The following is a 22,314-nucleotide window of genomic DNA, read 5'->3' as shown; positions in this document are numbered from 1 at the left end:
TTCGGTTGGGCAGGATGGCCCAAATACGGCAGGCTAGACGCATGAAGCCTCTCCCGCTCCCCCTCCGGGTCGCCGCGGGCCTCGCCGTCATCACCGCCGAGCGGGTTCGCGAACTCCCCAAGCAGCTCACCGGGCTCCCCGTCACGGTGGTCAGCCAGGTGCTCCAGTTCTCCATGCGCGTGCAGCAGCACGTCACCGAACTCGCGATCAAGGGCGATGACGCACTGTCCGGTCTTCGCCCGGTCGAGGACACGCCCAGCTGGGCCACCTTCGACGAAGATCTCCCGCCCGACGTCGGCGAACGCCGCTACGAACGCGACTCGTGCGTCGTCCCGCCGCGGGAGGACGCCGAGGTTCCGCGACCGCGTGCCGAGACCAACGGCCGCCTCCACGACCTCGAAGAGCTCACCGAGGACCCGTGGGCCGAGGAGGAGCGCGCGCTCGCCGAGGACCACGCCGACGGCGAGTTCGACAGTTCCGCGGCGCTCGTCGATTCGAGTCCCGCCGGGCTCGACGACTACGACACGCTCACCCTGCCGCAGTTGCGTGCCCGCCTCCGCCGGTTCGACCTCGTACAGCTGGAAGAACTGCTGATCTACGAACGTGCGAACGCCGACAGGCCGTCGTTCGTCGGCATGCTCACGCGCCGCATCGGGAACGTGAAGAAGGCCGAGAGCGACGGCGACAGCGCGGAAGGCCAGTGAGCGCCGAGCCCGCCACCGCTCAAGCCGGTCCGTCCACCACCGCCGAGAACCCGTGGCCGGTCCGCACGGTCGCCCGCAAGGTCGGCGAGTGGATCAACCGGCTCGGCGCGGTCTGGGTCGAGGGCCAGGTCACGCAGATCTCGGCTCGCCAGGGCACCAACACCGCGTTCCTGACACTGCGCGACCCGTCGGCGGACGTCTCGATGTCGGTGACCTGCCCGATGGGCCTGCTGCGCACGATCGAACCGCCGTTGCGCGAGGGCGCGAGCGTCGTGGTGCACGCGAAGCCGACGTTCTTCATGAATCGCGGCTCGCTGAGCCTGCGCGCCAACGAGATCCGCGCGGTCGGCATCGGCGAACTGCTCGCGCGGATCGAGCGGCTGCGGCGACTGCTGGCCGCCGAAGGATTGTTCGCGCCGGAGCGCAAACGCAAGATCCCGTTCCTGCCCAAGGGAATCGGCCTGATCACCGGCCGCGCGTCCGCCGCCGAACGCGACGTGCTGGTGAACGCGCAGTCCCGCTGGCCGCATGTCGCGTTCAAGGTGATCAACACCGCCGTGCAGGGTTCGCTCGCCGTCCCGCAGATCCTCCAGGCACTGTCCAAACTGGACCGTGACCCGGACATCGACGTCATCGTGATCGCGCGCGGCGGCGGCAGCGTGGAAGACCTGCTGCCGTTCTCCGACGAGGCGCTGTGCCGCGCCGTGTCCGCGGCCGGGACCCCGGTGGTCAGCGCGATTGGGCACGAACCCGACACCCCGCTGCTCGACCACGTCGCCGACCTCCGCTGTTCGACGCCGACCGACGCCAGCAAGCGGATCGTGCCGGACGTGCGCGAGGAGACCCAGCGCGTCCATCAGATGCGCGACCGCGGCCGCCGCGCGCTGCACGGCTGGGTGGACACCCAGGTCCGGTTGCTGAACCAGATGCGCAGCCGTCCCGTGCTCGCCGATCCGCTCGGCCCGATCCAGCGCCGCTCCGACGACGTCGAGATCAACCGTGAACGCGGGCGCCGCGCGATGCTCACCCTGCTCGCCAAGGATCAGGCCGAAATCGCCAGCGCCCGCGCGCGGCTGACCGCGCTCGGCCCGGCGGCGACCCTCGAACGCGGCTACGCGGTGGTGCAGTACACCGACGCCGAAGGCAACCTCCAGGTACTCCGGTCCGTCTCCGAAGTCGCGGACGACGCGAAATTGCGCGTCCGCGTGGTCGACGGCGCGCTCGGCGCCGTCGTCACGTCCGAGGCACTCCTTTCCGCCGAGGACGCATCGGTACAGGGAGCGGCGGAGGAGCTTAGTTGACGGCGAGTTTTCTGCCTTTGACCGTTGACGCCGCGAAGCGCGCGGACGCGCCCGAGGTGCTGCGCAACGCGCTCTTGACCGACCACGCCGCGGCGGAATGCTGGACCGTGCTGCTCGCGGGATGCCAGGCCGAGGCGCTCCTTTCCGCCGAAGGCTCATCAGCGCCGTCTTCGACTAAGCGCGGTCTCGACGCCCAGCTGCGCAAACTCTCCGAAGCGACGGCCGAGCACGTCGGCACCCGATGGTGGTTCGCGGACGGCACCGCGCAACGCAAACGGGTGGCGCGGGCCCAGGAAAACCTCGTCGCGGCGATCGCGGAGGGTGACGGACAGGAGTTCGCTCTCGCCTTCGTGGGTTACGACAACGCCATGGCCGGCGCGGTAGTGTGCGCGGGTATCGGCAAGCACCGACGTCCGGTAGAAGGAAGCACAGCGTGAGCAAACCCGGTGGCGAGACCGCCGAACTCGGCTACGAGCAGGCCCGCGACAGACTGGTGGAGGTCGTCCGCGAGCTCGAAGCGGGCGGGCTGTCCCTGGAACAGTCGCTCGCCCTGTGGGAGAAAGGCGAGCAGCTCGCGAAGGTCTGCGAGCACCACCTCGAGGGCGCGCGTGAGCGGATCGAAGCGGCGCTGTCCTCCGTCGAAGACGGCTAGAGCTCATGGGCTCTCAGCGGAGAAGAGTACTTCGAGCCTGGCGACGGTCAGTGACGTTCACCATGCTCCTGCGCCACCGAACCGCCGTGGGTATCTGAGAGACTGGGACCCCGCCGAGTTCCTGACCCGGGAGGCCTCATGCCCACCCCCACCTCGTCCGCCAGCTCTTCCCGACGCCCTGAAGCACCCGATCGCAACCTCGCGATGGAACTGGTCCGAGTGACCGAAGCCGCCGCGATGGCCGCGGGCCGCTGGGTGGGGCGCGGGGACAAGATCGGCGGGGACGGTGCCGCCGTGGACGCGATGCGCCAGCTGGTCTCGACCGTGTCGATGCGCGGTGTCGTCGTCATCGGCGAAGGCGAGAAGGACGAAGCCCCGATGCTGTTCAACGGGGAAGAGGTCGGCAACGGCGACGGGCCGGACTGCGACGTCGCGGTCGACCCGGTCGACGGGACGACCCTGATGGCCAAGGGCATGCCGAACGCGCTGGCCGTGCTCGCGGTCGCCGAACGCGGCGCGATGTTCGACCCGTCCGCGGTGTTCTACATGGAGAAGCTCGCCGTCGGCCCCGACGCCGCGGGCAAGGTCGACCTGGCCGCCCCGGTCGCGGAGAACATCCGCCGGGTCGCGAAGGCCAAGAACTCCAGCGTCTCCGACGTCACCGTGTGCATCCTCGACAGGCCGCGTCACGAGAAGCTGATCGAAGAGGTCCGCGAAGCGGGCGCCCGGATCAGGTTCATCTCCGACGGCGACGTCGCGGGCGCGATCGCCGCGGCCCGGCCGAGCACCGGCGTCGACATGCTGCTCGGCATCGGCGGCACCCCCGAAGGCATCATCGCGGCCTGCGCGATGAAATGCCTCGGCGGCGAACTGCAGGGCCGCCTGTGGCCGAAGGACGACGCGGAGCGCGAGAAGGCGCTGGCCGCGGGCCACGACCTCGACCGCGTGCTCGGCAACGACGACCTCGTCCGCGGCGACAACGTGTTCTTCTGCGCCACCGGCGTCACCGACGGCGACCTGCTGCGTGGCGTGCACTACCGCTCGGGCGGTGCGACCACCCAGTCGATCGTGATGCGCTCGAAGTCGGGCACGGTCCGGATGATCGACGGCTACCACCGGCTGACCAAGCTCCGCTCGTACTCGTCCGTCAACTTCGACGGTCACCTCGACGATTCGCTGGAAGACGATGTGGTTCCCCCGCTCCCCTAAGGAGAATCCGTGCTGAAGCGCGTGCTCGTGGTCCTGCTCGCGGCGATGGTCCTCGCGCCGGCCGGGCAGGCCACGGGCGCGAGCGACCTCGTCGGCGGCAGAGAGGCCGACGAGCCGTATCCGTTCATCGCTTCCCTGCATTCGGCCTCCGGCAAGGCTTTCTGCGCCGGAACGCTGATCGCGGCGGACTGGCTGGTGACTGCCGGGCACTGCGTCGAGGGCAAGAAACCGGCGAACCTGAGCGTGCGGGTCGGCAGTAACGACAACACTCAAGGCGGCGAAATCGCGAAACCCGCCGAGATCGTCGTGAACCCGTCCTACAACCCGACGCCCGAGCGCACGGGCGGTGATCTCGCCTTGGTGCGGCTGGCCGCCCCGGTGAAGACGGCGCCGATCACGATCGGCGCCGTCGTGGTGCCGGGGACGCCGACGCGGCTGCTCGGCTGGGGTCAGACGTGCACCACTTCGGGTTGCGGCACGGGGACGGCGAAACTGCGGCAACTGGACACGAAGATCGTCGAAGGCGTGCGCTGCACCGCGAAGTTCGACGGCGCCGTAGAACTGTGCACCGACAACCCCGGCGGGAATTCCGGCTCGTGCTACGGGGATTCCGGCGGGCCGCAGATCGCCAAGGTCGGCGAAAAGTGGGTCCTGCTGGGCACGATCAGCCGTCCGGGTAACGCCGACCCGGTCTGCGCGACCTCGCCGTCGATCGCGACTTCGGTGGTGGCCTACGCGCAATGGATCGCCGAGAAGATCACGCCACCCGCGCCCGCTCCCCCTGCCTGAAGGTAGTGAAGGAGGGGCAAGGAGACGGTGACCCGCGCTACTCCGCGTTACTGGAGTGCCCCGGGAACAGATGCGCGTCCGGGTCCAGCATGACCGCGATGTTGTTCACCGCCGTCGCCGCTTCCCCGAATCCGGTCGCGATCAGCTTCACCTTCCCCGGATACGCCGCGACGTCACCCGCCGCGTAGACCCGCTCCCGCGGGGTCGCCATGGTCGAGTCGACGGCGATCGCGCGGTGGTCGATCTGGAGTCCCCAGCTTTCGATCGGCCCGAGATCCGCGGTGAAACCGAGCGCCGCGACGACCGTGTCGGCGCGCAGGATCTCGGGTTCGGCGCCCTTGGCCCGGATCTCGACCTCCGCCAGCATGCCGTCGCGGTCGAGGAACCGGGTGACCTCGGCGTCGGTGATGATCCGCACGCCGAGTTCCCGCGCCTGCCGCACGATCGACTCGGCCGCGCGGAATTTCGCGCGCCGGTGCACGAGGGTGACGTTCGCGGCGATCGGGTGCAGCGCGAGCACCCAGTCGAACGCCGAGTCCCCGCCGCCGACGACGACCACGTGCTGTCCTTCGTGCGCCTTGAACGAGGGCACGAAGTGGACCATGCCGCGCCCGAGCCAGCCGTCGCCGGCGGGCAGCGGCCGCGGGGTGAACTCGCCGATCCCGGCGGTGATCAGCACCGCCCCGGCACGCAGGATCTGGCCGCCGTCGAGCATGACGGTGATGCCGCCTTCGACGCTTTCGAGTTTCTCGGCCTTCCGCCCGAGCAGATACGTGGGTTTGAACGGTGCCGCCTGATCGAGCAGGCCCTGCACCAGATCGCGGCCCCGGACCTCGGCGAAACCGCCGACGTCGTAGATCATCTTTTCGGGGTACATCGCGGTGACCTGGCCACCGGCCTCCGGCAGTGAATCCACCACAGCCGTCGAGAGGCCGCGGAATCCCGCGTAGTAGGCGGCGAACAAACCCGTCGGACCTGCCCCGATGATGACGAGGTCGTACGACGTTTCCCCAGCGGACTCGCTCATTCGGCACTCTCCCGGCCGGTGGTGGGCGGCGTGATCGAGAACACATTCGATCCTAGCCCTCGCGTGCCGAAAGACACGGAGCGCGCCGGAGGCCCCTGCGCGAAACTTGAGTCATGGCTGAACAGGAATACCGGATCGAACACGACACCATGGGCGAGGTGCGCGTCCCCGTCGACGCCCTCTACCGCGCGCAGACACAGCGCGCCGTCGAGAACTTCCCGATCTCCGGCCGGGGCCTGGAACGCGCCCAGATCCGCGCGCTCGGCCTGCTGAAGGCCGCGGCGGCACGGGTCAACGCGCGGCTCGGCGTGCTGGACGCCGAGGTCGCCGAGGCCATCGCGAAGGCCGCGGACGAGGTCGCCGAGGGGAAGCACGACGCGCATTTCCCGATCGACGTGTTCCAGACGGGTTCCGGAACCTCGTCGAACATGAACGCCAACGAGGTCATCGCGACGCTCGCGTCGAAGGCGCTGGGCCGCGACGTGCACCCGAACGACCACGTCAACGCTTCGCAGTCCTCCAACGACACCTTCCCGACGACGATCCACGTCGCCGCGACGGAGGCCGTCCTCTCCGACGTGATCCCGGCGCTGGAATACCTGGCCGCCGCGATCGAGACGCGGGCGACCGAATGGGCGGACATCGTGAAGTCCGGCCGTACGCACCTGATGGACGCCGTCCCGATCACCTTCGGCCAGGAGGCGGGCGCGTGGGCGTCACAGGTCCGGTTCGGTGTCGAGCGGCTGAAGTCGGGCCTGCCGCGGCTCGGTGAACTGCCGATCGGCGGGACCGCCGTCGGTTCCGGGCTGAACGCGCCCGAGGGCTTCGGCGCGGCGGTCTCGCAGGAACTGGCCTCGGTGACCGGTCTTCCGCTGACCGAGGCGCGTGACCATTTCGAGGCGCAGGCGACGCAGGACAGCGTCGTCGAGACGTCCGGGCATCTGCGGACGGTCGCGGTGTCGCTGAACAAGATCGCGAACGACTTGCGCTGGCTGGGTTCCGGCCCGCGCACCGGGCTCGCCGAACTGGCGCTGCCGGATCTCCAGCCGGGTTCGTCGATCATGCCGGGCAAGGTGAATCCGGTGATCCCGGAGGCGACGCTGCAGGTGGTAGCCCAGGTGATCGGGAACGACGCGGCGGTGGCCTTCGCGGGCGCGGCGGGCAACTTCCAGCTCAACGTGAACCTGCCGGTGATCGCGCGCAACGTGCTCGAATCGGCGCGGCTGCTCGCGGCGGTCTCGCGGCTGCTGGCGGACAAGGTGTTCGCCGGCGTGACGGTGAACGCCGACCGCGCGCGCGAGTACGCCGAGGGTTCGCCGTCGATCGTGACGCCGCTGAACAAATACATCGGTTACGAAGAGGCCGCCGCCATCGCGAAGCAGGCGCTCAAGGAGCTGAAGACGATCCGCGAGGTCGTGATCGAACGCGGTCACGTCGCGAACGGCAAGCTCACCGAAGCCCAGCTGGACGAAGCCCTCGACGTGCTCCGCATGGCGCGCGGAGGCCGCTAATCGCCCAGAGCGACCAGGGCTGCGTGAAGCGGTGAGGCGAGCGAAGCCGCCAGCCCACCCGAAGGCGGCATCTCGGTGAACAGGTGCAGCCACGTCAGCACCGGGCCGAGCAGGATCGCGTGCACGAGAGCCGGATCGGGCCGTCGCGAGAGTTCCCCTCTCGCGACGGCCCGAACCAGATATCCGCGCTCGCGGCCGAGGAACACCTCGCCGAACCGTTCACGCTCACGTCCCTGACCGAGGCCGACGGCGGGACGGAATTCGTGCAGAAGGTCACTTTCGACAGGCCGCCGCGCCCCGGTCATGGTCGCGATCACCGGCGGCGACCTCGTGAAGCACTTCGACGTCAAATGCGCCAGGCTCAGCGAGCTCGCGGCGGCGCAGGCCGATCACGACGCCTGAGGAGACCAGCGCGACCCCGATCACTTGGGAGAAGCGGAAATCCTGCATACCGAGCAGGAGCGAGACGGCGAGCCCGGAGACCGGCATCAGCCCCACCAGCACCCCGGCCCGATCCACGCCCAGCAGCGAAACCGCCGAGTACCAAAGAAGAAACGCGATCGCCGTGACGACGACCGTCAGGTAGCCGAGCGCGATCAGTTCCCGTCCGTCCGGCCAGGCCCAGGCGCCGGACGGGTCGGCGATCGTGCCGACGACGGCGCCACCGGCGCCCGCGGCGAAACACCCCCAGGTCGCGGTCGCCAACGGCCCGAGCCTGTCGAGCACGCCGACGGCGAGCAGCGTGAAAAGCGCTTCGCACACCATCGCCAGCGCCGCGAGCACCAGACCCTGCCAGCGCGCCGCGCCGCCGCCGGACAGCACGGCGATCCCGAGTCCGGCGAGCACCGCCCCGGTCACCGGCGCCCACGACGGCCGCTTCCCTTTGGCCAGCGGGCCGGCGAGCGCGAGCACGAGCGGCGTGCCGCCGAGGAACGCCGCGACCAGGCCCGGCTCGGCGTAGCGCTGCGCGAACAGCAGGCACGCCTGAAACCCGATCATCCCGGTCGCCGCGAGGGCGAGCAGCGACGGCACGTCACGCGCCCCCGGCAACGGCAACGGACGCCCGCTCAGCCGCGCCCACCCCAGCAGGAGGACGCCCGCCAACGCGTAGCGCAGCGCCTGTCCGGTGATCACCGGGTACCCGTCGAGCATTCCCGTCACCGGCACGGACGCGCCGACGATCAGCACCCCCAGTGCGCCGATCGTCACGCCTCTTCGCTCGTTGTCCATGCCTAGACGATGACGGCTCTTTGGCCCGGACCGAAGAGCCAAATCACTCACACCTGACCGGACCATAGGTCGACCGGAAGTCCGTGAAGGCCTCTGTCACTACCTTCAGGGTCAGGGCCCCGGCAAAGTCGCATAGCCGCTGGTCAAGTGGGTGTTGCGGCGACAAAGGCGGGCTCGTCGTTCTGGCCCTCTTTTTCCCTCACGACCCAGTCGAAAAACGTACATAACCGCGTTAAATGGACATCCAGTGGCCGGATAGTGTCCTTTGTGGACATTTGACGCTCAAGACGCCCTGTCATCCGCCCCCGCCGGAAGTCCAGTTCGAATCACCCAAAGCGCCACCGACCAGCGGCTATACGACCTTGCCGGAACCCTGACCTTCAGGGTAGGGAAGGAGGCCTTCACGGAACTGCGTTCCCGATCAGCCTGGGTCTGTCAGGACCAGGCACCCACCACACCCGTTCCGGGATACTCGACGGCATGACCGAGACGGCCGAACTGGGCGACTTCCTCAAGGCACGCAGGGCCGCGCTGGACCCGGCGGAGCTCGGCCTGCCGACGGGGTTCAGCCAGCGGCGGGTCGCCGGGCTGCGGCGCGAGGAGCTGGCGCAGCTGGCCGGGATCAGCGTCGACTACTACACGCGGCTGGAGCAGGGCCGGGCGCGCAACGTGTCCGATTCCGTCCTCGAATCGCTGAGCCGGGCGTTGCGGCTGCACCGCGACGAGGAGACCTACCTGCGCAACCTGGCGGCCCCGAAACGCAAACGCGTCCCGCGGCCGAAGGCGCGGCGGATCCGGCCGGAACTCCAGCCGATGCTGAACGCGATCCAAACCCCGGCACTCATCTTCGACCGCTACGGAGACGTGCTGGCCTGGAATTCGCTCGGGACCGCGCTTTCCTTCGACTTCGCCGCGCGCCCGGCGGGCGAGCGCAACATCCCGAAGATCTTCTTTCTCGAGGAACACACCCGCGAGCTGCACCCGGAGTGGGAAACCGTGGCGAAAGAGATCGTGGCGAACCTGCGCTCCGAGTGCGGGAAGTATCCGGACGACCCGTACTTCGCCCAGCTGGTCGGCGAACTCTCCCTCGGCAGCGAGGCGTTCCGGAAGTTGTGGGCGAAGCACGCCGTGCGCGAGAAGGCGCACGCGTGGAAGGTCGTGATCAACCCGATCGTGGGTGAGCTGCGGCTGCGCTACGAGACGCTGCGGCTGCCCGACGATCCGGACCAGGCCCTGGTGATCTACACCGCCGAGCCCGGCTCCGACACCGAGCGGGCGCTCCGCCTGCTCGCCAGCTGGGTCGCCGATCCCGCGCACGCCTGAACCCGCTCGGCGCGAAACTGTCGGTGCCTGGGGTCATGATGGACCCATGTTGCTCACCGCGGTGGTGACCGCGTCGGCCGAACTGGCCGCCACGAGGTCCAGGAAGGCGAAGATCGCCATCCTGGCCGCGGTCCTGCGCGCCGCGGGCGAGCTGGAACTGCCCGCGGTCATCGCGTTCCTCACCGGGCAGCCCACACAGGGCCGCGTCGGCGCCGGCTGGCGGACGCTGGCCGAATTGAAGACGACCCCGGCCGCCGAGCCGTCGTTGACCGTCGCCGAGATCGACACGGCACTCGGCACGGTGGGCGCGGCGTCGGGTTCGGGGTCGGTGAAGCTGCGCGCGGAGACCTTGCGGACGTTGTTCGGCAAGATGACCAAGGAGGAGCAGGACTTTCTGGTCCGGCTGCTCACCGGCGAGCTGCGGCAGGGCGCGCTCGAAGGGATCATGGTGGACGCCATCGCGGCGGCGTCCGAGATCCCGGCCGAGGATGTCCGGCGGGCTTTCATGCTGTCCGGGCAGCTCCCGGTGACGGGCCTGGCGGCCATGACAGGCGGCCAGGCGCGGCTGGCGGAGTTCAAGCTGGCCTTGGGCAGACCGATCCGGCCGATGCTGGCGTCCCCGGCGGAGTCTCTGGACGAGGCGGTCACCGAGCATGCCGACGCGCTCGTCGAGTACAAGATGGACGGTGCGCGGATCCAGGTCCACCGTGACGGCGACGAGGTGCAGATCTACACCAGGACACTGCGGGAGATCACCGGCAGCGTCGGCGAACTGGTGGATCTGGTGCGCTCCTTGCCCTGCACGTCGGTGGTGCTCGACGGCGAGACACTGGCCCTGACCGACGACGGCAGGCCGAGGCCGTTCCAAGAGACGATGAGCCGGTTCGGCAGCAGCCGCGAAGAGCAGGTCAAGGCGCTGCTGCTGCGGCCGTACTTCTTCGACTGCCTGCATCTCGACGGCGTCGATTTACTGGACGCGCCCCTGTCCGAACGAAACGTCGCCCTGCGGCGGGTCGCGGGCGAGCACGTCATCCCCGGCGAGATCGCGCCCGCCTCCGCCGAGAGCGTGCTCGATGCGGCGATGGCCGCCGGGCACGAGGGCGTGATGGTCAAGGACCTCGCGTCGCCGTACGCGGCGGGCCGCCGCGGGCGCGCTTGGCTCAAGGTGAAACCGGTGCACACGATCGATCTCGTCGTGCTCGCCGCCGAATGGGGTCATGGCAGGCGCACCGGCACGCTGTCGAACCTTCATCTCGGCGCCCGCGACCCCGACGGCGGGCCGCCGATCATGGTCGGCAAGACCTTCAAGGGCATGACCGACGAATTGCTGGCCTGGCAGACGAAGACGTTCCAGGAGATCGAGACCCACCGCACGGACTGGGTGGTGCACGTACGGCCTGAGCTCGTCGTCGAAATCGAACTCGACGGGGCCCAGGTGAGCACGCGATATCCGGGCGGGCTGGCGCTGCGCTTCGCGCGCGTCGTGCGCTACCGCCCGGACAAGGAAGCCGCCGACGCCGACACCATCGACACCGTGCGCGGCCTTCTCAAGCCCTGAACCCCCGCATTTCGTCCTCTGAATGCGGTCCTTGCGCGTGCAACTACCGCATTCAGAGGACGAAATGCCTCCGCTCGACGTCCATCGGTTCCCCCGATGTGACCCATCGGGCGGGAAGTCCCGGCGGCATTCCGCCCCCCCGATCGAGTGGCGGCGTGCGGTGGTGACGGGACGTCTCCACCCGGTCACCCATAAGGTAGGTGGAATGCAGGCTTCCAAGATCGCGCGTGCCTGGTTCGGCGCGACGGCGCTGGTGGTGATCGCCGGTCTCGCCGCCCAGATCCCGGTGTCCGCGGGCACCACCGGCGGCAGCTTCCACACCCCGGCCGGACGGGTGGCCAACCTGCTGGCCTTCTTCACCATCGACTCGAACATCCTGGTCGGCGTCGGGAGTCTGCTGCTCGCGCTCGGTGTCGCGGACCGGTCGACCCTGTTCGGCGTGCTGCGGCTCACCGGGCTCGTCGGCATCACCGTGACCGGGGTCGTCTTCCAGGTCGCGCTCGCCGATCTCTACGAACTGCGCGGCTGGGCCGTGTTCGCCGACACGATGCTGCACAAGGTGTCGCCGCTGATGTGCGTCGCGGGCTGGCTGCTGTTCGGCCCGCGCGGCCAGCTGTCGTGGCGGATCCTGTCGTGGTCGCTGTTGTTCCCGCTGGCCTGGCTCGCGGTCACGCTGGTGCGTGGCGCGATCATCGGCTTCTACCCGTACCCGTTCGTCGACCCGGGCATCAACAGCTATGGCGGTGTCGCGTTCAACTGCGTGCTCATCGGCGTGCTGTTCATCGGCCTCGCGGCGGCCGCGGTCGGCTTCGACCGCACGTTCAGGCGCAAGGACGAAGTGGACGACTACTTAGCCCCGGACCCGCCGGAAGGCGTTGAGCGGATCCGCGACGCCGGCACGTACTAGCGTCCGGACCGCGCCGAGCCGCCGGTCCACCGGTCTCCCGGCGGCCACCCGACGCATCTGCTGGGTGTGCCACTGGATTTCGAGCAGGCTGTCGGCCAGCCGGATGCCGGTCTTCGGGGCCGTGCGCTGGGCACGGACATCCTCACCGTCCAGCAGGCGGCCGGGCAGGGCCGGGTCGACGATCAGCGGCCTGCCGAGGCCGATGACGTCCAGCGAGCCGGAGCGCAGCGCGTCCGCCATTCCCGCCGGGCTGGTGAAGCCGCCGGTGACCATCAGCGCGACGTCGGTGATCTGCCGCGCTTTCGCGGCGTAGTCGAGGAAATAGGCCTCGCGGCTGACGGTGCTGGTGTCGCTGGTCTTGCTCGCCTTGGCGGAGCCCATCATGGCGGTCTTCTCATAGGTCCCGCCGGAGACTTCCAGCAGGTCGATGCCCGCTTCACCCAGCTCGCGGACGACTTCGAGCGATTCCTCCTCGCCGAACGCCACCTGACCCCTCTTGCATTTAGTCCTCTGAATGCGATCCTTGCGTGTGCAAGTACCGCATTCAGAGGACTAAATGCGGTCAGCGAACCCGCCGCGCTGGAAATCCGCGCTGGTGAGCTTGACCGCGATCGGCATGGCGTCGCCGACCTCGGCGCGCACGCGGGCGACCACTTCCAGCAGGAACCGCCGCCGCCGGAGGGCGTCGCCGCCCCAGCCGTCGGTGCGCCGGTTGGTCAGCGGTGAGAGGAACTGCGAGACGAGGTAGCCGTGCGCGCCGTGGATCTGGACACCGGCGAACCCGGCGTCGACGACGGTCCGCGCGGCCACGCCGAACCGGTCGATGATCGCCTCGATCTCGTCGCCGGTCAGCGCCCGCGGCGTCGCGAACACCGAGCGGATGCCGCGGTCGCCGAACGGCACCGCCGACGGCGCGACAGGCTGCCGGGACAAGAACCGGGGGCTCTGCCTGCCGGGGTGGTTGAGCTGGACCCACAACCGGGTCTCGGTCCCGTCCGCCGATCGTGCCCACGGCTCGAACCCGGTCGCGTCCGGCTCCCGGGGTACCGCGACGTTGCGCGGTTCGCCGAGCGCGGTCGGATCGACCATGACATTGCCGGTGATCAGCGTGCCGGCGCCGCCGCGCGACCATGTCCGGTACAGCTCGGCCAGTTCGGCGGTCGGCCGGTTGCGACGGTCGCCGAGTTGCTCACTCAACGCGGCCTTGGCCAGCCGGTTCGGCAGGATCGCGCCGCAGCTTCAGCGGTTCGGCCAGCAGTTCCTTGGGCTCGCTCATCGCGCCTTCTCCCGCCGTTACCTACTGAGCAGTATCCCTACTCGAAGTAACATACTTGCGGTATGTCGAGTGCTCAAGGTGGACGATCAGCGCTCGCCGCGATCCCGGGCCGTGGGACGACGCTGTGATGGGAGCGACCTGCGCGCGGCTTTGTCCGCGAAGGTGCGGCCGCTGCCGATCGAGCTGTATCGCCCGGGCTCGGCGCTACTGACCTTGCAGGCGCGGCGCGACCGGCTCCACCCGCGCGCGCAGCTTCACCTCTTCCGCCATCTTCCGCGCCCAAGCCTGCAGGCCGGGGATGTCGATCCCGTGCGGCCCGGCCTCGCGGAACGGCTCGATGTTGTCCGCGCCACGCTCCAGCAGCGAGGCCGCGCCGTTCCCGTTCCCCCTGGCCACGTGGGTCAGGCCCACGGCGAGCTGCGCGAGGCCGCGCCACAGCTCCCGTTCCGGCCCGTCGGCGGTTTTCCACGCGTCCTCGAACACCTCGTGCGCGTGAAACGGGCGGCCCGCGTCGAGTAGGCGCTGGGCCTCGGAGATGGTGTCCTCAGGGCTCCGTTCGATGCCCTCGGGCTGGCGCTCGACACCGTCGGCGCCGTACGGGAGCGGCCTGCCGAGCCCGTCTCGCGGGCGCGCGTTACGGGCTCGTCCGGTTTCGTCACGGTCCCGGTCGGTCATGCCGTCATTGTCCCACGCGGGTATCCTGGGGCCTCGTGCGCTTTCTCGACGGGCATCGGCCCGCTCACGACCTGACCTACGACGACGTGTTCCTCCTGCCGAACCGGTCGGACGTGGAGTCCCGCTTCGACGTCGACCTGTCCACTGTGGACGGCACCGGCGCCACGATCCCGATCGTGGTGGCCAACATGACCGCCGTCGCCGGTCGCCGGATGGCCGAAACGGTCGCCCGGCGCGGCGGGCTCGTCGTACTGCCACAGGACGTCGACGTGGCCGCGGTCGCCGACATCGTCACCTGGATCAAGAGCCGTCACCCCGTGTGGGACACCCCGCTCGTGCTGACCGGCGGGGACGCGGTCGCCGACGCGCTGAACCTGGTCGGCAAACGCGCCCACGGCGCCGTCGTCGTGGTGGACGAGGACGGCAAGCCCGTCGGCGTCGTCGATGAAGCGGCCTGCGCCGGCGTCGACCGCTTCGCGCGGCTGGCCGACGTCGCGGAGCCCGCGGTCGTCACGGCGCCGCTGAACACTCCGCCACGTGAGGTGTTCGAGCGTCTGCACGATCACGGCGGCCGTCTCGCGCTCGGCATCGACGAAAACGGCAGGCTCGCCGGCGTCCTGACCGAGATCGCGGCGCTGCGCGCGGAGATCTACACCCCGGCCGTCGACGACGGCGGCAGCCTGCGCGTCGCCGCCGCGATCGGCGTGAACGGCGACGTCGCGGCGAAGGCCGAGGCCGTCCTCGCGGCGGGCGTCGACGTGCTGGTCGTCGACACCGCGCACGGCCACCAGGAGAAGATGATCTCCGCGCTCAAGGCCGTCCGTTCGGTGAACCCGCGGGTTCCGGTGGTCGCCGGGAACGTGGTCACCGCGGAGGGCACCCGCGACCTGATCCACGCGGGCGCGGACGTCGTCAAGGTCGGCGTCGGTCCCGGCGCCATGTGCACCACCCGGATGATGACCGGGGTCGGCCGCCCGCAGTTCTCCGCCGTCGCCGAATGCGCGGCCGCGGCCCGTGAACTGGGCAAACACGTCTGGGCGGACGGCGGCGTGCGGCATCCGCGCGACGTCGCGCTCGCGCTGGCCGCCGGCGCGTCCGCGGCCATGGTCGGCTCGTGGTTCGCCGGCACCCACGAATCCCCCGGCGACCTGCGTCACGACGAGCAGGGCAAGCCGTACAAGGAATCGTTCGGCATGGCGTCGAAGCGCGCCGTCGGCGCCCGCACGCGCACGGACAACGTCTTCGAGCGCGCCAAGAAGGGCCTGTTCGAAGAGGGCATTTCGGCTTCGCGGATGGCGTTGGACCCGGCCCGCCCCGGCGTCGAGGACCTGCTCGACTCCATCGGCTCCGGTGTCCGGTCGGCCTGCACGTACGCGGGCGCGCGGACGCTGGAGGAATTCCACGAGCGCGCGCTGCTCGGGATCCAGTCCGCCGCGGGCTTCGCGGAAGGACGGCCGCTGCCGTCGGGCTGGTGATCCAGGGCACCTGAAGCACTAGGGTGCACCGGGTGAGACGCCTGAGACGGATCGTGGCGGCGGCGCTGGATCGCCGCCACGCGGAAAACGGGGAAATCGCCGCACTACGGTCCGCGCTCGCGGAGCAGGCCGCGGAAATCGAGCGGCTGCGCGCGGTGCTGGAACACCACAACGCCTGGCTCGAGGATCACGGCGGGGCCTTGCGCGACGGCGACGCGCGCACCACCACCGTCGAAGCCAGGCAAGCCGCCCTCGACACGCGGCAGGAAGCGCTCGACAGCTGGCTGAAAAGCCATGACACCGCCTTCGGGGGACTGCATCTCCGGACCGAAAGCCTCGAAGCCGCCCGCGACGTCCGCACGTTCACGCAGTGGCTCGATCAGCACGAACTCCGGGCCACACCGAAGATTTCGATCGTCCTGCCGACGCACGACCGGGCCGCGCTGCTGCCCCGCGCCGTCGCTTCGGTCCAGGCGCAACACTATCCGCACTGGGAACTGGTGATCGTCGACGACGCCAGTTCGGATTCCACCCCCAAGGTGATCGCCGGTTTCGAAGACCCGCGGATCCGGTCGATCCGGGTCGAACACGGCGGCGTCTGCGCCGCCCGCAACGCCGGGCTCGCCGAGGTCACCGGCGACGTCGTCGCCTACCTCGACGACGACAACACCCTGCATCCGTTGTGGCTCAAGGCCTTGGGCTGGACGTTCGGCGAGCATCCGGATATCACGGCGGCCTACGGCGGCTTCGTCATCGACGACATCGGCGGTCTGCCGGAGCTGTTTTTGCGACGCTACGACCGGGAAACGCTGTTGCGGGAGAACCTCGCCGACATCGGCGCCGTCGCGCATCGGGCGGGTCTTCGCGAGGCCCGGTTCGACGAGTCGCTCGTCGAGATGGGCGACTGGGACCTGCTCCTGGCGCTGACCGCGGACCGCGAACCCTTGGTCGTCCCGGCGATCTCCTGCTACTACACGACGACTTCCGGGGACCGGCTCTCCCACGGGCCGACCTACGACGACGACTTCGCCGCCATCCGCCGCAAGCATTCAGGACCGGAGCACCGATCATGACCGAACCCGCCAAGATCCTCGTGGTCGCGCTCGACGCCTGCGACCCCGGCACGATCCGCGATCTCGCCGCGGCGGGCGAAGTGCCGACGTTGGCGCGTCTGCTCGAAACCAGCGCTTCGGCGACCACGCACAATCCCTACGGCCTGTTCGTCGGCTCGCTGTGGAGCAGTTTCTTCACCGCGCGCACCGCCGCGCGGACCGGTTTCCACTGCTGGGAAGAGGTCGACACCAAGACCTACGAACGGCGGCTGACCAGTCCGCTGGAAATCCGGGGCACCCCGTTCTGGGAGACGCTTTCCGACGCCGGGAAACGCGTCGCCGTGCTCGACGTCCCGCATTCCCGTGCGGACAAACCGCTCAACGGCGTCATGGTGAGCGAGTACGCCTGCCACGACCGGCATTTCGGCTTCCACACTTCACCGCCGGAGCTGGCGAAGGAGATCGAAGCCGACATCGGGCTCACTCCCATCCTCACCGCCGAACCCGATCTGGTCCGGGACTGGGCACCGGACGACTACCTTCACCGCGAAGGTCCCCATCGGACACCCGACGAGGAGCGGGCGCTGACCCACGGGCTCGTCGCCGGGATCGAACAGAAGACTCAGGTGTCGACCAAGCTGCTCGCCGAAGGTGACTGGGATCTTTTCCTTTCGGTGTACGGGGAATCCCACAGTATCGGCCATCAGCAGTGGCATCTGCACGATCCCGCGCACCGCGACCACGACGTCACGCTCGCGGCGGAACTGGACCCGGTCCGTGCGGTCTACCGGAGTCTCGATGACGCGATCGGCGGGCATCTCGCGCTGGCCGGACCGGACACGACGGTCTTCGTGCTGCTGAGCCACGGTATGGGGCCGCGGTACGAGGGAAGCCATCTGCTGCACGAAATCCTGCGGCTCCTCGACACGGTGGAGTCCGAAGGCCTGCGCGGCGGTGGCGCGATGACACTGGCCAAACGCGCTTATTCCGCCCTGCCCGGTCCTTTGCGGATGAAGCTGGCGTCGGCCGCGATGCCGTCGCTGCGCAAGCGACTGGCGGCGGCACCGTTGCCGGCGGTGCCGAACTGGGCGACCGCCGAACAGCGATCGAAGCAGCGGTTCTACCTGTCTCCCAACAACTTCGTCTTCGGCGGAGTACGGATCAACCTGGCGGGCCGCGAACCGCACGGCGTCGTGCGGCCCGGCGCGGAGTACGAGGCCGTCTGCGCGCGGCTGACCGAAGACCTGCTCTCACTGGTGAACGTCGCGACCGGGAAACCGGTGGTACGCGAGGTTTCCCGCACGAGCGACCACTACGACCGCGAGGCCGACGACACCCTGCCGGATCTGCTGATCGACTGGGCCCGCACCGGTCCGATCGAGACGGTCTGGTCGCCCAAGACCGGCGTCGTCTATGGCCCGGACGAGCATTGGCGCACGGGCGACCACCGGCCGGACGGGCTCCTCCTCGCCGGCGGGCCCGGTTTCGAACCGGGCGCGAAACTGCCGGATCTGGACGTCGTCGATCTGGGCGCGACGCTTTCGGCCATGCTCGGCGTCGAACTCACCGACGACGTGGACGGCAGGCCGCTCCCCTGGGCGAAGCCGGTCACCTAGCCGTAGAGGTGCCATGAACGGTCCGTTACTGGCGAAATTCGCCAGTAACGGACCGTTCATGGCACGTGCTCAGCCGTGGTCCTCCAGCATCTCGGTGACGAGCGCCGCGATCGGCGACCGCTCGGACCGGGTCAACGTGACATGCGCGAACAGCGGGTGACCCTTGAGTTTCTCGATCACCGCCGAAACGCCGTCGTGCCGCCCGACCCGCAGGTTGTCGCGCTGCGCGACGTCATGCGTGAGCACGACCCGCGAGGCCGTGCCGAGCCGCGAAAGCACGGTCAGGAGCACGTTGCGCTCCAAGGACTGCGCCTCGTCGACGATGACGAACGTGTCGTGCAGCGACCGGCCGCGGATGTGGGTCAGCGGGAGCACCTCGAGCATGCCTCGGTCGAAGATCTCGTCGAGGACGTCCTGGCTGACCAGGCCGCCGAGAGTGTCGAACACCGCCTGCGCCCACGGCTGCATCTTCTCGCTCTCGGAACCGGGCAGGTAGCCCAGATCCTGGCCGCCGACCGCGTACACCGGGCGGAAGACCACGACCTTGCGGTGCTGGCGCCGTTCCATCACCGATTCCAGGCCCGCGCAGAGCGCGAGCGCCGATTTGCCGGTACCGGCGCGTCCGCCCAGCGAGACGATGCCGACGTCGGAGTCCAGCAGGAGATCCAGCGCCACCCGCTGCTCGGCCGAGCGGCCGTGCAGTCCGAACGCCTCCTTATCACCCCGCACGAGCCGGATCCGCTTGTCCGCGGTGACCCGGCCCAGCGCGCTCGAACTGCCGGCGAGCAGCCTCAACCCGGTGTGACAGGGCAGTTCACCGACCTCGGGCATCCCGAATTCCGCCGGATCCACGGAAGACCCGCTGAACAGCGCGTCGACCAGGGTCTGGGGGACGTCCACGTCCGCCATCCCCGTCCAGCCCGAGGGCGTCACCTCCTGCGCGCGGTACTCGTCGGCCTCGAGACCGACGGCGCCCGCCTTGACGCGCAGGGGGATGTCCTTGGTCACCAGCGTGACCGACGCGCGTTCCGCCGCCAGGTTGAGCGCACAGGCGAGGATGCGGTGGTCGTTGGAGTCGGTGCGGAAGCCGACCGGGAGCACCGTGGGATCGGAGTGGTTCAACTCCACCTGCAGGGTGCCGCCGTGCTCACCGACCGGGATCGGCGCGTCGAGCCTGCCGTGCTGACGACGCAGGTCGTCGAGCATGCGAAGCGCTTCGCGGGCGAACCACCCCAGTTCGGGATGGTGACGTTTCGCCTCCAGTTCACTGATGACGACCAGCGGGAGCACGACCGCGTGTTCGGCGAAACGGGTCACCGACCAGGGGTCGGAGAGCAGGACCGACGTGTCGAGCACGTAAGTGGACCGCTGGGATTCGGGCGAGATCGAGGCTTTCTCCGGGCCAGAGGCACCGGTCGAAGAACGGCCAGAGGCCTTGCGGGGTGAACGCTGCGCAGTCACGACGGCATCTCCCTCGTGGGCGTGGCACCACGCCCGCACTCGCTGGGCCGGGCACTTCCCTGGCCGACCGTTCCTTCCGACGCTTTCCGCGTCAGTCGGCACGGCCACGAGGGCCGGGTGCCGGCCCCCTCGTGCATCCACTGGGCGGCTGTGCCGCCCTGTCGACTACCGCCACGACCAGGGCCTCCCGTGAGAGTCCGCATGGGACGCGAACCCTCACTTCCGGAAGGTACCTGCGTCCGGCCGATCGCGCAGGCAGCCACCACGGTGATTCGCCAAACCGTCATCTCACTGTCGGTCGCGTGACATCAACACGTCGTCACCGTCACGAGGAGTAGTGATGATCTCCATTCAGGGACGCTCGTCGACGTGACTCGGAGGGATCAACACGACAGAGGGCGTTCACCTGAAGGGGTCGAAGGTTTTACCACGCTTGGTAGCGGCCCGCCTTCGTGACCGAGCAGAGAACCGGACCGAGTGAACGGGGCCTTTTTCGCCTCACAATGGGCTCACGAGACGGTCGCAACTCCTGAATAGCGAGAAATTTTCCCACCACGGGACACCCCCACCGTATTTCGTATCTCCATCAAGGAGTGTGCGAAGTGCTGAAGAAAGTTGGTTTCGCTTCCGCCGTCGTCGCGGGCATCATGATGGCCGGCGGAACCGCGTTCGCCGCGGCCGGTGACACCACCGGCACGCCGGGCCCGACGTTCGGGCGACGCCTACGACACCTTCGCCTGAGGTGGCGGCGCGCTGGGTTACGGTGCCGCTTCGCTGGTCGCCGGTGCCTACACGGGCATCGCCACCACCCCGGCTCTGATCATCCACTCGCTGGAGCACCACCACCACTGATCTTCAACGTGGACGGGTCAGGAACCGAAGCGCCGGTGCCGCCACGCGTAATCGCGCATGGCGCGCAGGAAATCGACCCGGCGGAACGCGGGCCAATAAGCTTCGGTGAACCAGAATTCCGAATGCGCCGATTGCCAGAGCAAAAATCCGGAAAGCCGCTGCTCACCCGAGGTGCGGATGATCAGATCCGGATCCGGCTGGCCGGAGGTGTACATGTGTTCGGAAATATGGTCGACGTCCAGGATCTTCGCGAGCTCGCGGATCGAGGTTCCCTCGTCGGCGTGCTGGAGCAGCAGTTTGCGGACCGCGTCGGCGATCTCCTGACGCCCTCCGTAACCGACAGCGACGTTGACCTCCATTCCGGAGCGCCCCTCAGTGCGCTCCGCGGCCGCGCTGAGGGCCTTCGCGACCTCCGGGGGCAGCAGGTCGAGGGCTCCCACGATGCGGAGCCGCCATGGCGTGTGCGGTGCGGCGAGTTCGTCGGTGACGTCGGTGATGATCTTCAGCAACGGGCTCAGTTCCTCCGCCGCGCGGCCGAGGTTGTCGGTCGAGAGCAGCCACATGGTGACGACCTCGACGTCGGCCTCGTTGCACCAGCTCAGGAAGTCGGCGATCTTCTTGGCACCCGCGCGGTGCCCGTCGGCGACGTCGGTGAAGCCCGCTTCGCGCGCCCAGCGGCGGTTGCCGTCCAGCATGATGGCGATGTGGCGTGGATGGCGCCCCTTGGCCTGCTGGATCAGGCGCCTGCCGTAGGCGCTGTACACGACGTCTGACAAGAAGGACCGAAGACTCACGCCACCGGAGAGTACGCACCCTTCGCGCCTCAGTGGGACGCGCCACGGACACTGGCGAAAAACCTACGGTGCCGTAATCTGGGAGGAGTGAGCGTAGAGTCCGAGAAGCAGCCGTCCGGCCCCGCGCCCTTGGTGGACACACGTCCTCGTTTGCGTGGCCATCTCCACTTCTGGTCCTTCTTCGTCGCTGTCGCCGGAGCCGCGACTCTGATCAGTCTCGCAGCGACCACCGTGTCGCCCATAGCCGCTTTGTCCACTTCGGTCTATGGGCTGACCGTGCTCGGTCTCTTCGGCGTCAGCGCCCTCTACCACCGTCGCTTCTGGAGCCCGCGAGCTTACGAATGGATGAAGCGCGCCGACCATTCGATGATCTTCCTGTTCATCGCCGGCACCTACACGCCGTTCACCCTTCTGGCGATGTCCCAGCCGACCGGGTACATCGTGCTGGCGATCGTCTGGGGCGGCGCGATCGGCGGCGTCACCCTGAAGATGCTGTGGCCGAACGCCCCCCGCTGGCTGGGCGTGCCGATCTACATCGCACTGGGCTGGGTCGCCGTCTTCGTCCTGCCCGAACTGGGCGCGCACGCCGGCGTCGCGGCACTCGTCCTGCTCTGCGTAGGCGGGCTGTTCTACACCCTCGGCGCGGTGTTCTACGCGGTCAAGTGGCCGAACCACTTCCCGGAGACCTTCGGGTACCACGAGTACTTCCACGCCTGCACGGTTCTCGCGGCGGTGTCCCACTACGTCGCGATCTGGCTGGCGATGTACTCCTAGCTCCGTGATCGGTCGCGCTGGTTGGGGGGGGGGGGGGGGGGGGGGGGGGGGGGGGGGGGGGGGGGGGGGAGAGGGGAAAGGAAGAGGAGAAAAGGGGCTCGCTTCGTACCGACCAAGAACTACACTCT

The 22,314-nt window shown here is 69.1% G+C and carries 22 protein-coding genes; 14 read left to right on the top strand and 8 right to left on the bottom strand.

Going from position 1 to position 22,314, the window contains the following annotated elements:
* Positions 1-41: 41 nt before the first annotated feature.
* The 6 genes from ACZ6DT_RS08715 to ACZ6DT_RS08690 all read left to right on the top strand — a co-directional run bounded on the left by ACZ6DT_RS08715 (position 42) and on the right by ACZ6DT_RS08690 (position 4,655).
* On the top strand, positions 42-704 hold the full coding sequence (locus ACZ6DT_RS08715; protein WP_465590827.1) for a lipid droplet-associated protein: 663 nt from the start codon (positions 42-44) through the stop codon (positions 702-704).
* Positions 701-2,005 carry an exodeoxyribonuclease VII large subunit gene (gene xseA / locus ACZ6DT_RS08710; RefSeq protein ID WP_465590825.1) on the top strand — a complete coding sequence of 435 codons (1,305 nt, stop codon included), beginning with the start codon at positions 701-703 and terminating at the stop codon, positions 2,003-2,005. Before ACZ6DT_RS08715 ends, xseA begins: the two co-directional genes overlap by 4 nt.
* On the top strand, positions 2,002-2,442 hold the full coding sequence (locus ACZ6DT_RS08705; RefSeq protein WP_465590822.1) for a hypothetical protein: 441 nt from the start codon (positions 2,002-2,004) through the stop codon (positions 2,440-2,442). The genes xseA and ACZ6DT_RS08705 overlap by 4 nt, the downstream gene beginning before the upstream one ends.
* Positions 2,439-2,657: an exodeoxyribonuclease VII small subunit gene (locus tag ACZ6DT_RS08700; RefSeq protein ID WP_181776612.1), complete on the top strand. Its 219-nt coding sequence runs from the start codon at positions 2,439-2,441 to the stop codon at positions 2,655-2,657. The genes ACZ6DT_RS08705 and ACZ6DT_RS08700 overlap by 4 nt, the downstream gene beginning before the upstream one ends.
* A 138-nt stretch (positions 2,658-2,795) precedes the next feature.
* On the top strand, positions 2,796-3,866 hold the full coding sequence (gene glpX / locus ACZ6DT_RS08695; protein WP_465590819.1) for a class II fructose-bisphosphatase: 1,071 nt from the start codon (positions 2,796-2,798) through the stop codon (positions 3,864-3,866).
* A gap of 9 nt (positions 3,867-3,875) precedes the next feature.
* Complete coding sequence (locus ACZ6DT_RS08690; protein ID WP_465590816.1) at positions 3,876-4,655, top strand: S1 family peptidase; 780 nt, start codon at positions 3,876-3,878, stop codon at positions 4,653-4,655.
* A 37-nt stretch (positions 4,656-4,692) separates the two neighbouring features.
* Here the strand turns inward: ACZ6DT_RS08690 and ACZ6DT_RS08685 are convergent, their stop codons facing one another.
* On the bottom strand, positions 4,693-5,682 hold the full coding sequence (locus ACZ6DT_RS08685) for an NAD(P)/FAD-dependent oxidoreductase (RefSeq protein ID WP_465590813.1): 990 nt from the start codon (positions 5,680-5,682) through the stop codon (positions 4,693-4,695).
* 113 nt (positions 5,683-5,795) lie between these two features.
* On the opposite strand from ACZ6DT_RS08685, the gene ACZ6DT_RS08680 reads away from it, so the two are divergent.
* Positions 5,796-7,193, top strand: coding sequence for a class II fumarate hydratase (locus ACZ6DT_RS08680; RefSeq protein ID WP_465590811.1), 1,398 nt, complete (start codon positions 5,796-5,798; stop codon positions 7,191-7,193).
* Here the strand turns inward: ACZ6DT_RS08680 and ACZ6DT_RS08675 are convergent.
* On the bottom strand, positions 7,190-7,510 hold the full coding sequence (locus tag ACZ6DT_RS08675; protein ID WP_465590808.1) for a TetR family transcriptional regulator C-terminal domain-containing protein: 321 nt from the start codon (positions 7,508-7,510) through the stop codon (positions 7,190-7,192). The genes ACZ6DT_RS08680 and ACZ6DT_RS08675 overlap by 4 nt on opposite strands.
* A complete protein-coding gene (locus ACZ6DT_RS08670) occupies positions 7,467-8,423 on the bottom strand; it encodes a DMT family transporter (protein WP_465590805.1) in 957 nt (318 codons plus the stop codon). The genes ACZ6DT_RS08675 and ACZ6DT_RS08670 overlap by 44 nt, the downstream gene beginning before the upstream one ends.
* A 480-nt stretch (positions 8,424-8,903) precedes the next feature.
* Here ACZ6DT_RS08670 and ACZ6DT_RS08665 point away from each other — a divergent pair, with 480 nt between their 5' ends.
* The 3 genes from ACZ6DT_RS08665 to ACZ6DT_RS08655 all read left to right on the top strand — a co-directional run bounded on the left by ACZ6DT_RS08665 (position 8,904) and on the right by ACZ6DT_RS08655 (position 12,211).
* A complete protein-coding gene (locus ACZ6DT_RS08665; protein ID WP_465590802.1) occupies positions 8,904-9,746 on the top strand; it encodes a helix-turn-helix transcriptional regulator in 843 nt (280 codons plus the stop codon).
* Positions 9,747-9,792: 46 nt separating this feature from the next.
* Complete coding sequence (locus tag ACZ6DT_RS08660; protein ID WP_465590799.1) at positions 9,793-11,304, top strand: ATP-dependent DNA ligase; 1,512 nt, start codon at positions 9,793-9,795, stop codon at positions 11,302-11,304.
* A 205-nt stretch (positions 11,305-11,509) separates the two neighbouring features.
* Positions 11,510-12,211, top strand: a complete 702-nt coding sequence (locus ACZ6DT_RS08655) for a Pr6Pr family membrane protein (protein ID WP_465590796.1) — start codon at positions 11,510-11,512, stop codon at positions 12,209-12,211.
* Here ACZ6DT_RS08655 and ACZ6DT_RS08650 read toward each other — a convergent pair.
* The 3 genes from ACZ6DT_RS08650 to ACZ6DT_RS08640 form a co-directional block, all read right to left on the bottom strand.
* The gene (locus tag ACZ6DT_RS08650; protein ID WP_465590793.1) at positions 12,155-12,697 is read right to left on the bottom strand and encodes an oxidoreductase; all 543 of its coding nucleotides are present in this window, start codon (positions 12,695-12,697) and stop codon (positions 12,155-12,157) included. The genes ACZ6DT_RS08655 and ACZ6DT_RS08650 overlap by 57 nt on opposite strands.
* A gap of 66 nt (positions 12,698-12,763) precedes the next feature.
* A complete protein-coding gene (locus tag ACZ6DT_RS08645; protein ID WP_465590791.1) occupies positions 12,764-13,408 on the bottom strand; it encodes an oxidoreductase in 645 nt (214 codons plus the stop codon).
* A 283-nt stretch (positions 13,409-13,691) separates the two neighbouring features.
* Positions 13,692-14,162, bottom strand: coding sequence for a DUF309 domain-containing protein (locus ACZ6DT_RS08640; RefSeq protein WP_465590789.1), 471 nt, complete (start codon positions 14,160-14,162; stop codon positions 13,692-13,694).
* Between the two features lie 35 nt (positions 14,163-14,197).
* Here ACZ6DT_RS08640 and guaB1 point away from each other — a divergent pair, with 35 nt between their 5' ends.
* Genes guaB1 through ACZ6DT_RS08625 form a run of 3 tightly spaced genes read left to right on the top strand, consistent with a single transcriptional unit; the run spans position 14,198 to position 18,305 of the window.
* Positions 14,198-15,637, top strand: a complete 1,440-nt coding sequence (guaB1, locus tag ACZ6DT_RS08635; protein ID WP_465590787.1) for a GMP reductase — start codon at positions 14,198-14,200, stop codon at positions 15,635-15,637.
* A gap of 32 nt (positions 15,638-15,669) precedes the next feature.
* Complete coding sequence (locus tag ACZ6DT_RS08630) at positions 15,670-16,710, top strand: glycosyltransferase family 2 protein (protein ID WP_465590784.1); 1,041 nt, start codon at positions 15,670-15,672, stop codon at positions 16,708-16,710.
* Positions 16,707-18,305 (top strand): alkaline phosphatase family protein, encoded by a 1,599-nt coding sequence (locus ACZ6DT_RS08625; RefSeq protein ID WP_465590782.1) that lies wholly within the window; start codon positions 16,707-16,709, stop codon positions 18,303-18,305. The genes ACZ6DT_RS08630 and ACZ6DT_RS08625 overlap by 4 nt, the downstream gene beginning before the upstream one ends.
* Before the next feature lie 69 nt (positions 18,306-18,374).
* On the opposite strand, the gene ACZ6DT_RS08620 is transcribed toward ACZ6DT_RS08625, so the two are convergent.
* Entirely contained in the window at positions 18,375-19,661 is a 1,287-nt protein-coding gene (locus ACZ6DT_RS08620) for a PhoH family protein (protein WP_465591814.1), read from the bottom strand.
* Between the two features lie 974 nt (positions 19,662-20,635).
* The gene (locus ACZ6DT_RS08615; RefSeq protein WP_037306485.1) at positions 20,636-21,412 is read right to left on the bottom strand and encodes an isoprenyl transferase; all 777 of its coding nucleotides are present in this window, start codon (positions 21,410-21,412) and stop codon (positions 20,636-20,638) included.
* A 132-nt stretch (positions 21,413-21,544) separates the two neighbouring features.
* Between ACZ6DT_RS08615 and trhA the strand changes: the two genes are divergently transcribed.
* A complete protein-coding gene (gene trhA, locus ACZ6DT_RS08610) occupies positions 21,545-22,186 on the top strand; it encodes a PAQR family membrane homeostasis protein TrhA (protein WP_465591811.1) in 642 nt (213 codons plus the stop codon).
* Positions 22,187-22,314 lie beyond the last annotated feature (128 nt).

The sequence above is a fragment of the Amycolatopsis sp. NPDC041971 genome, assembly GCF_055588925.1.
Note: the sequence above shows the minus strand (reverse complement) of the source record. Positions and strands in the feature narration are given on the sequence as shown.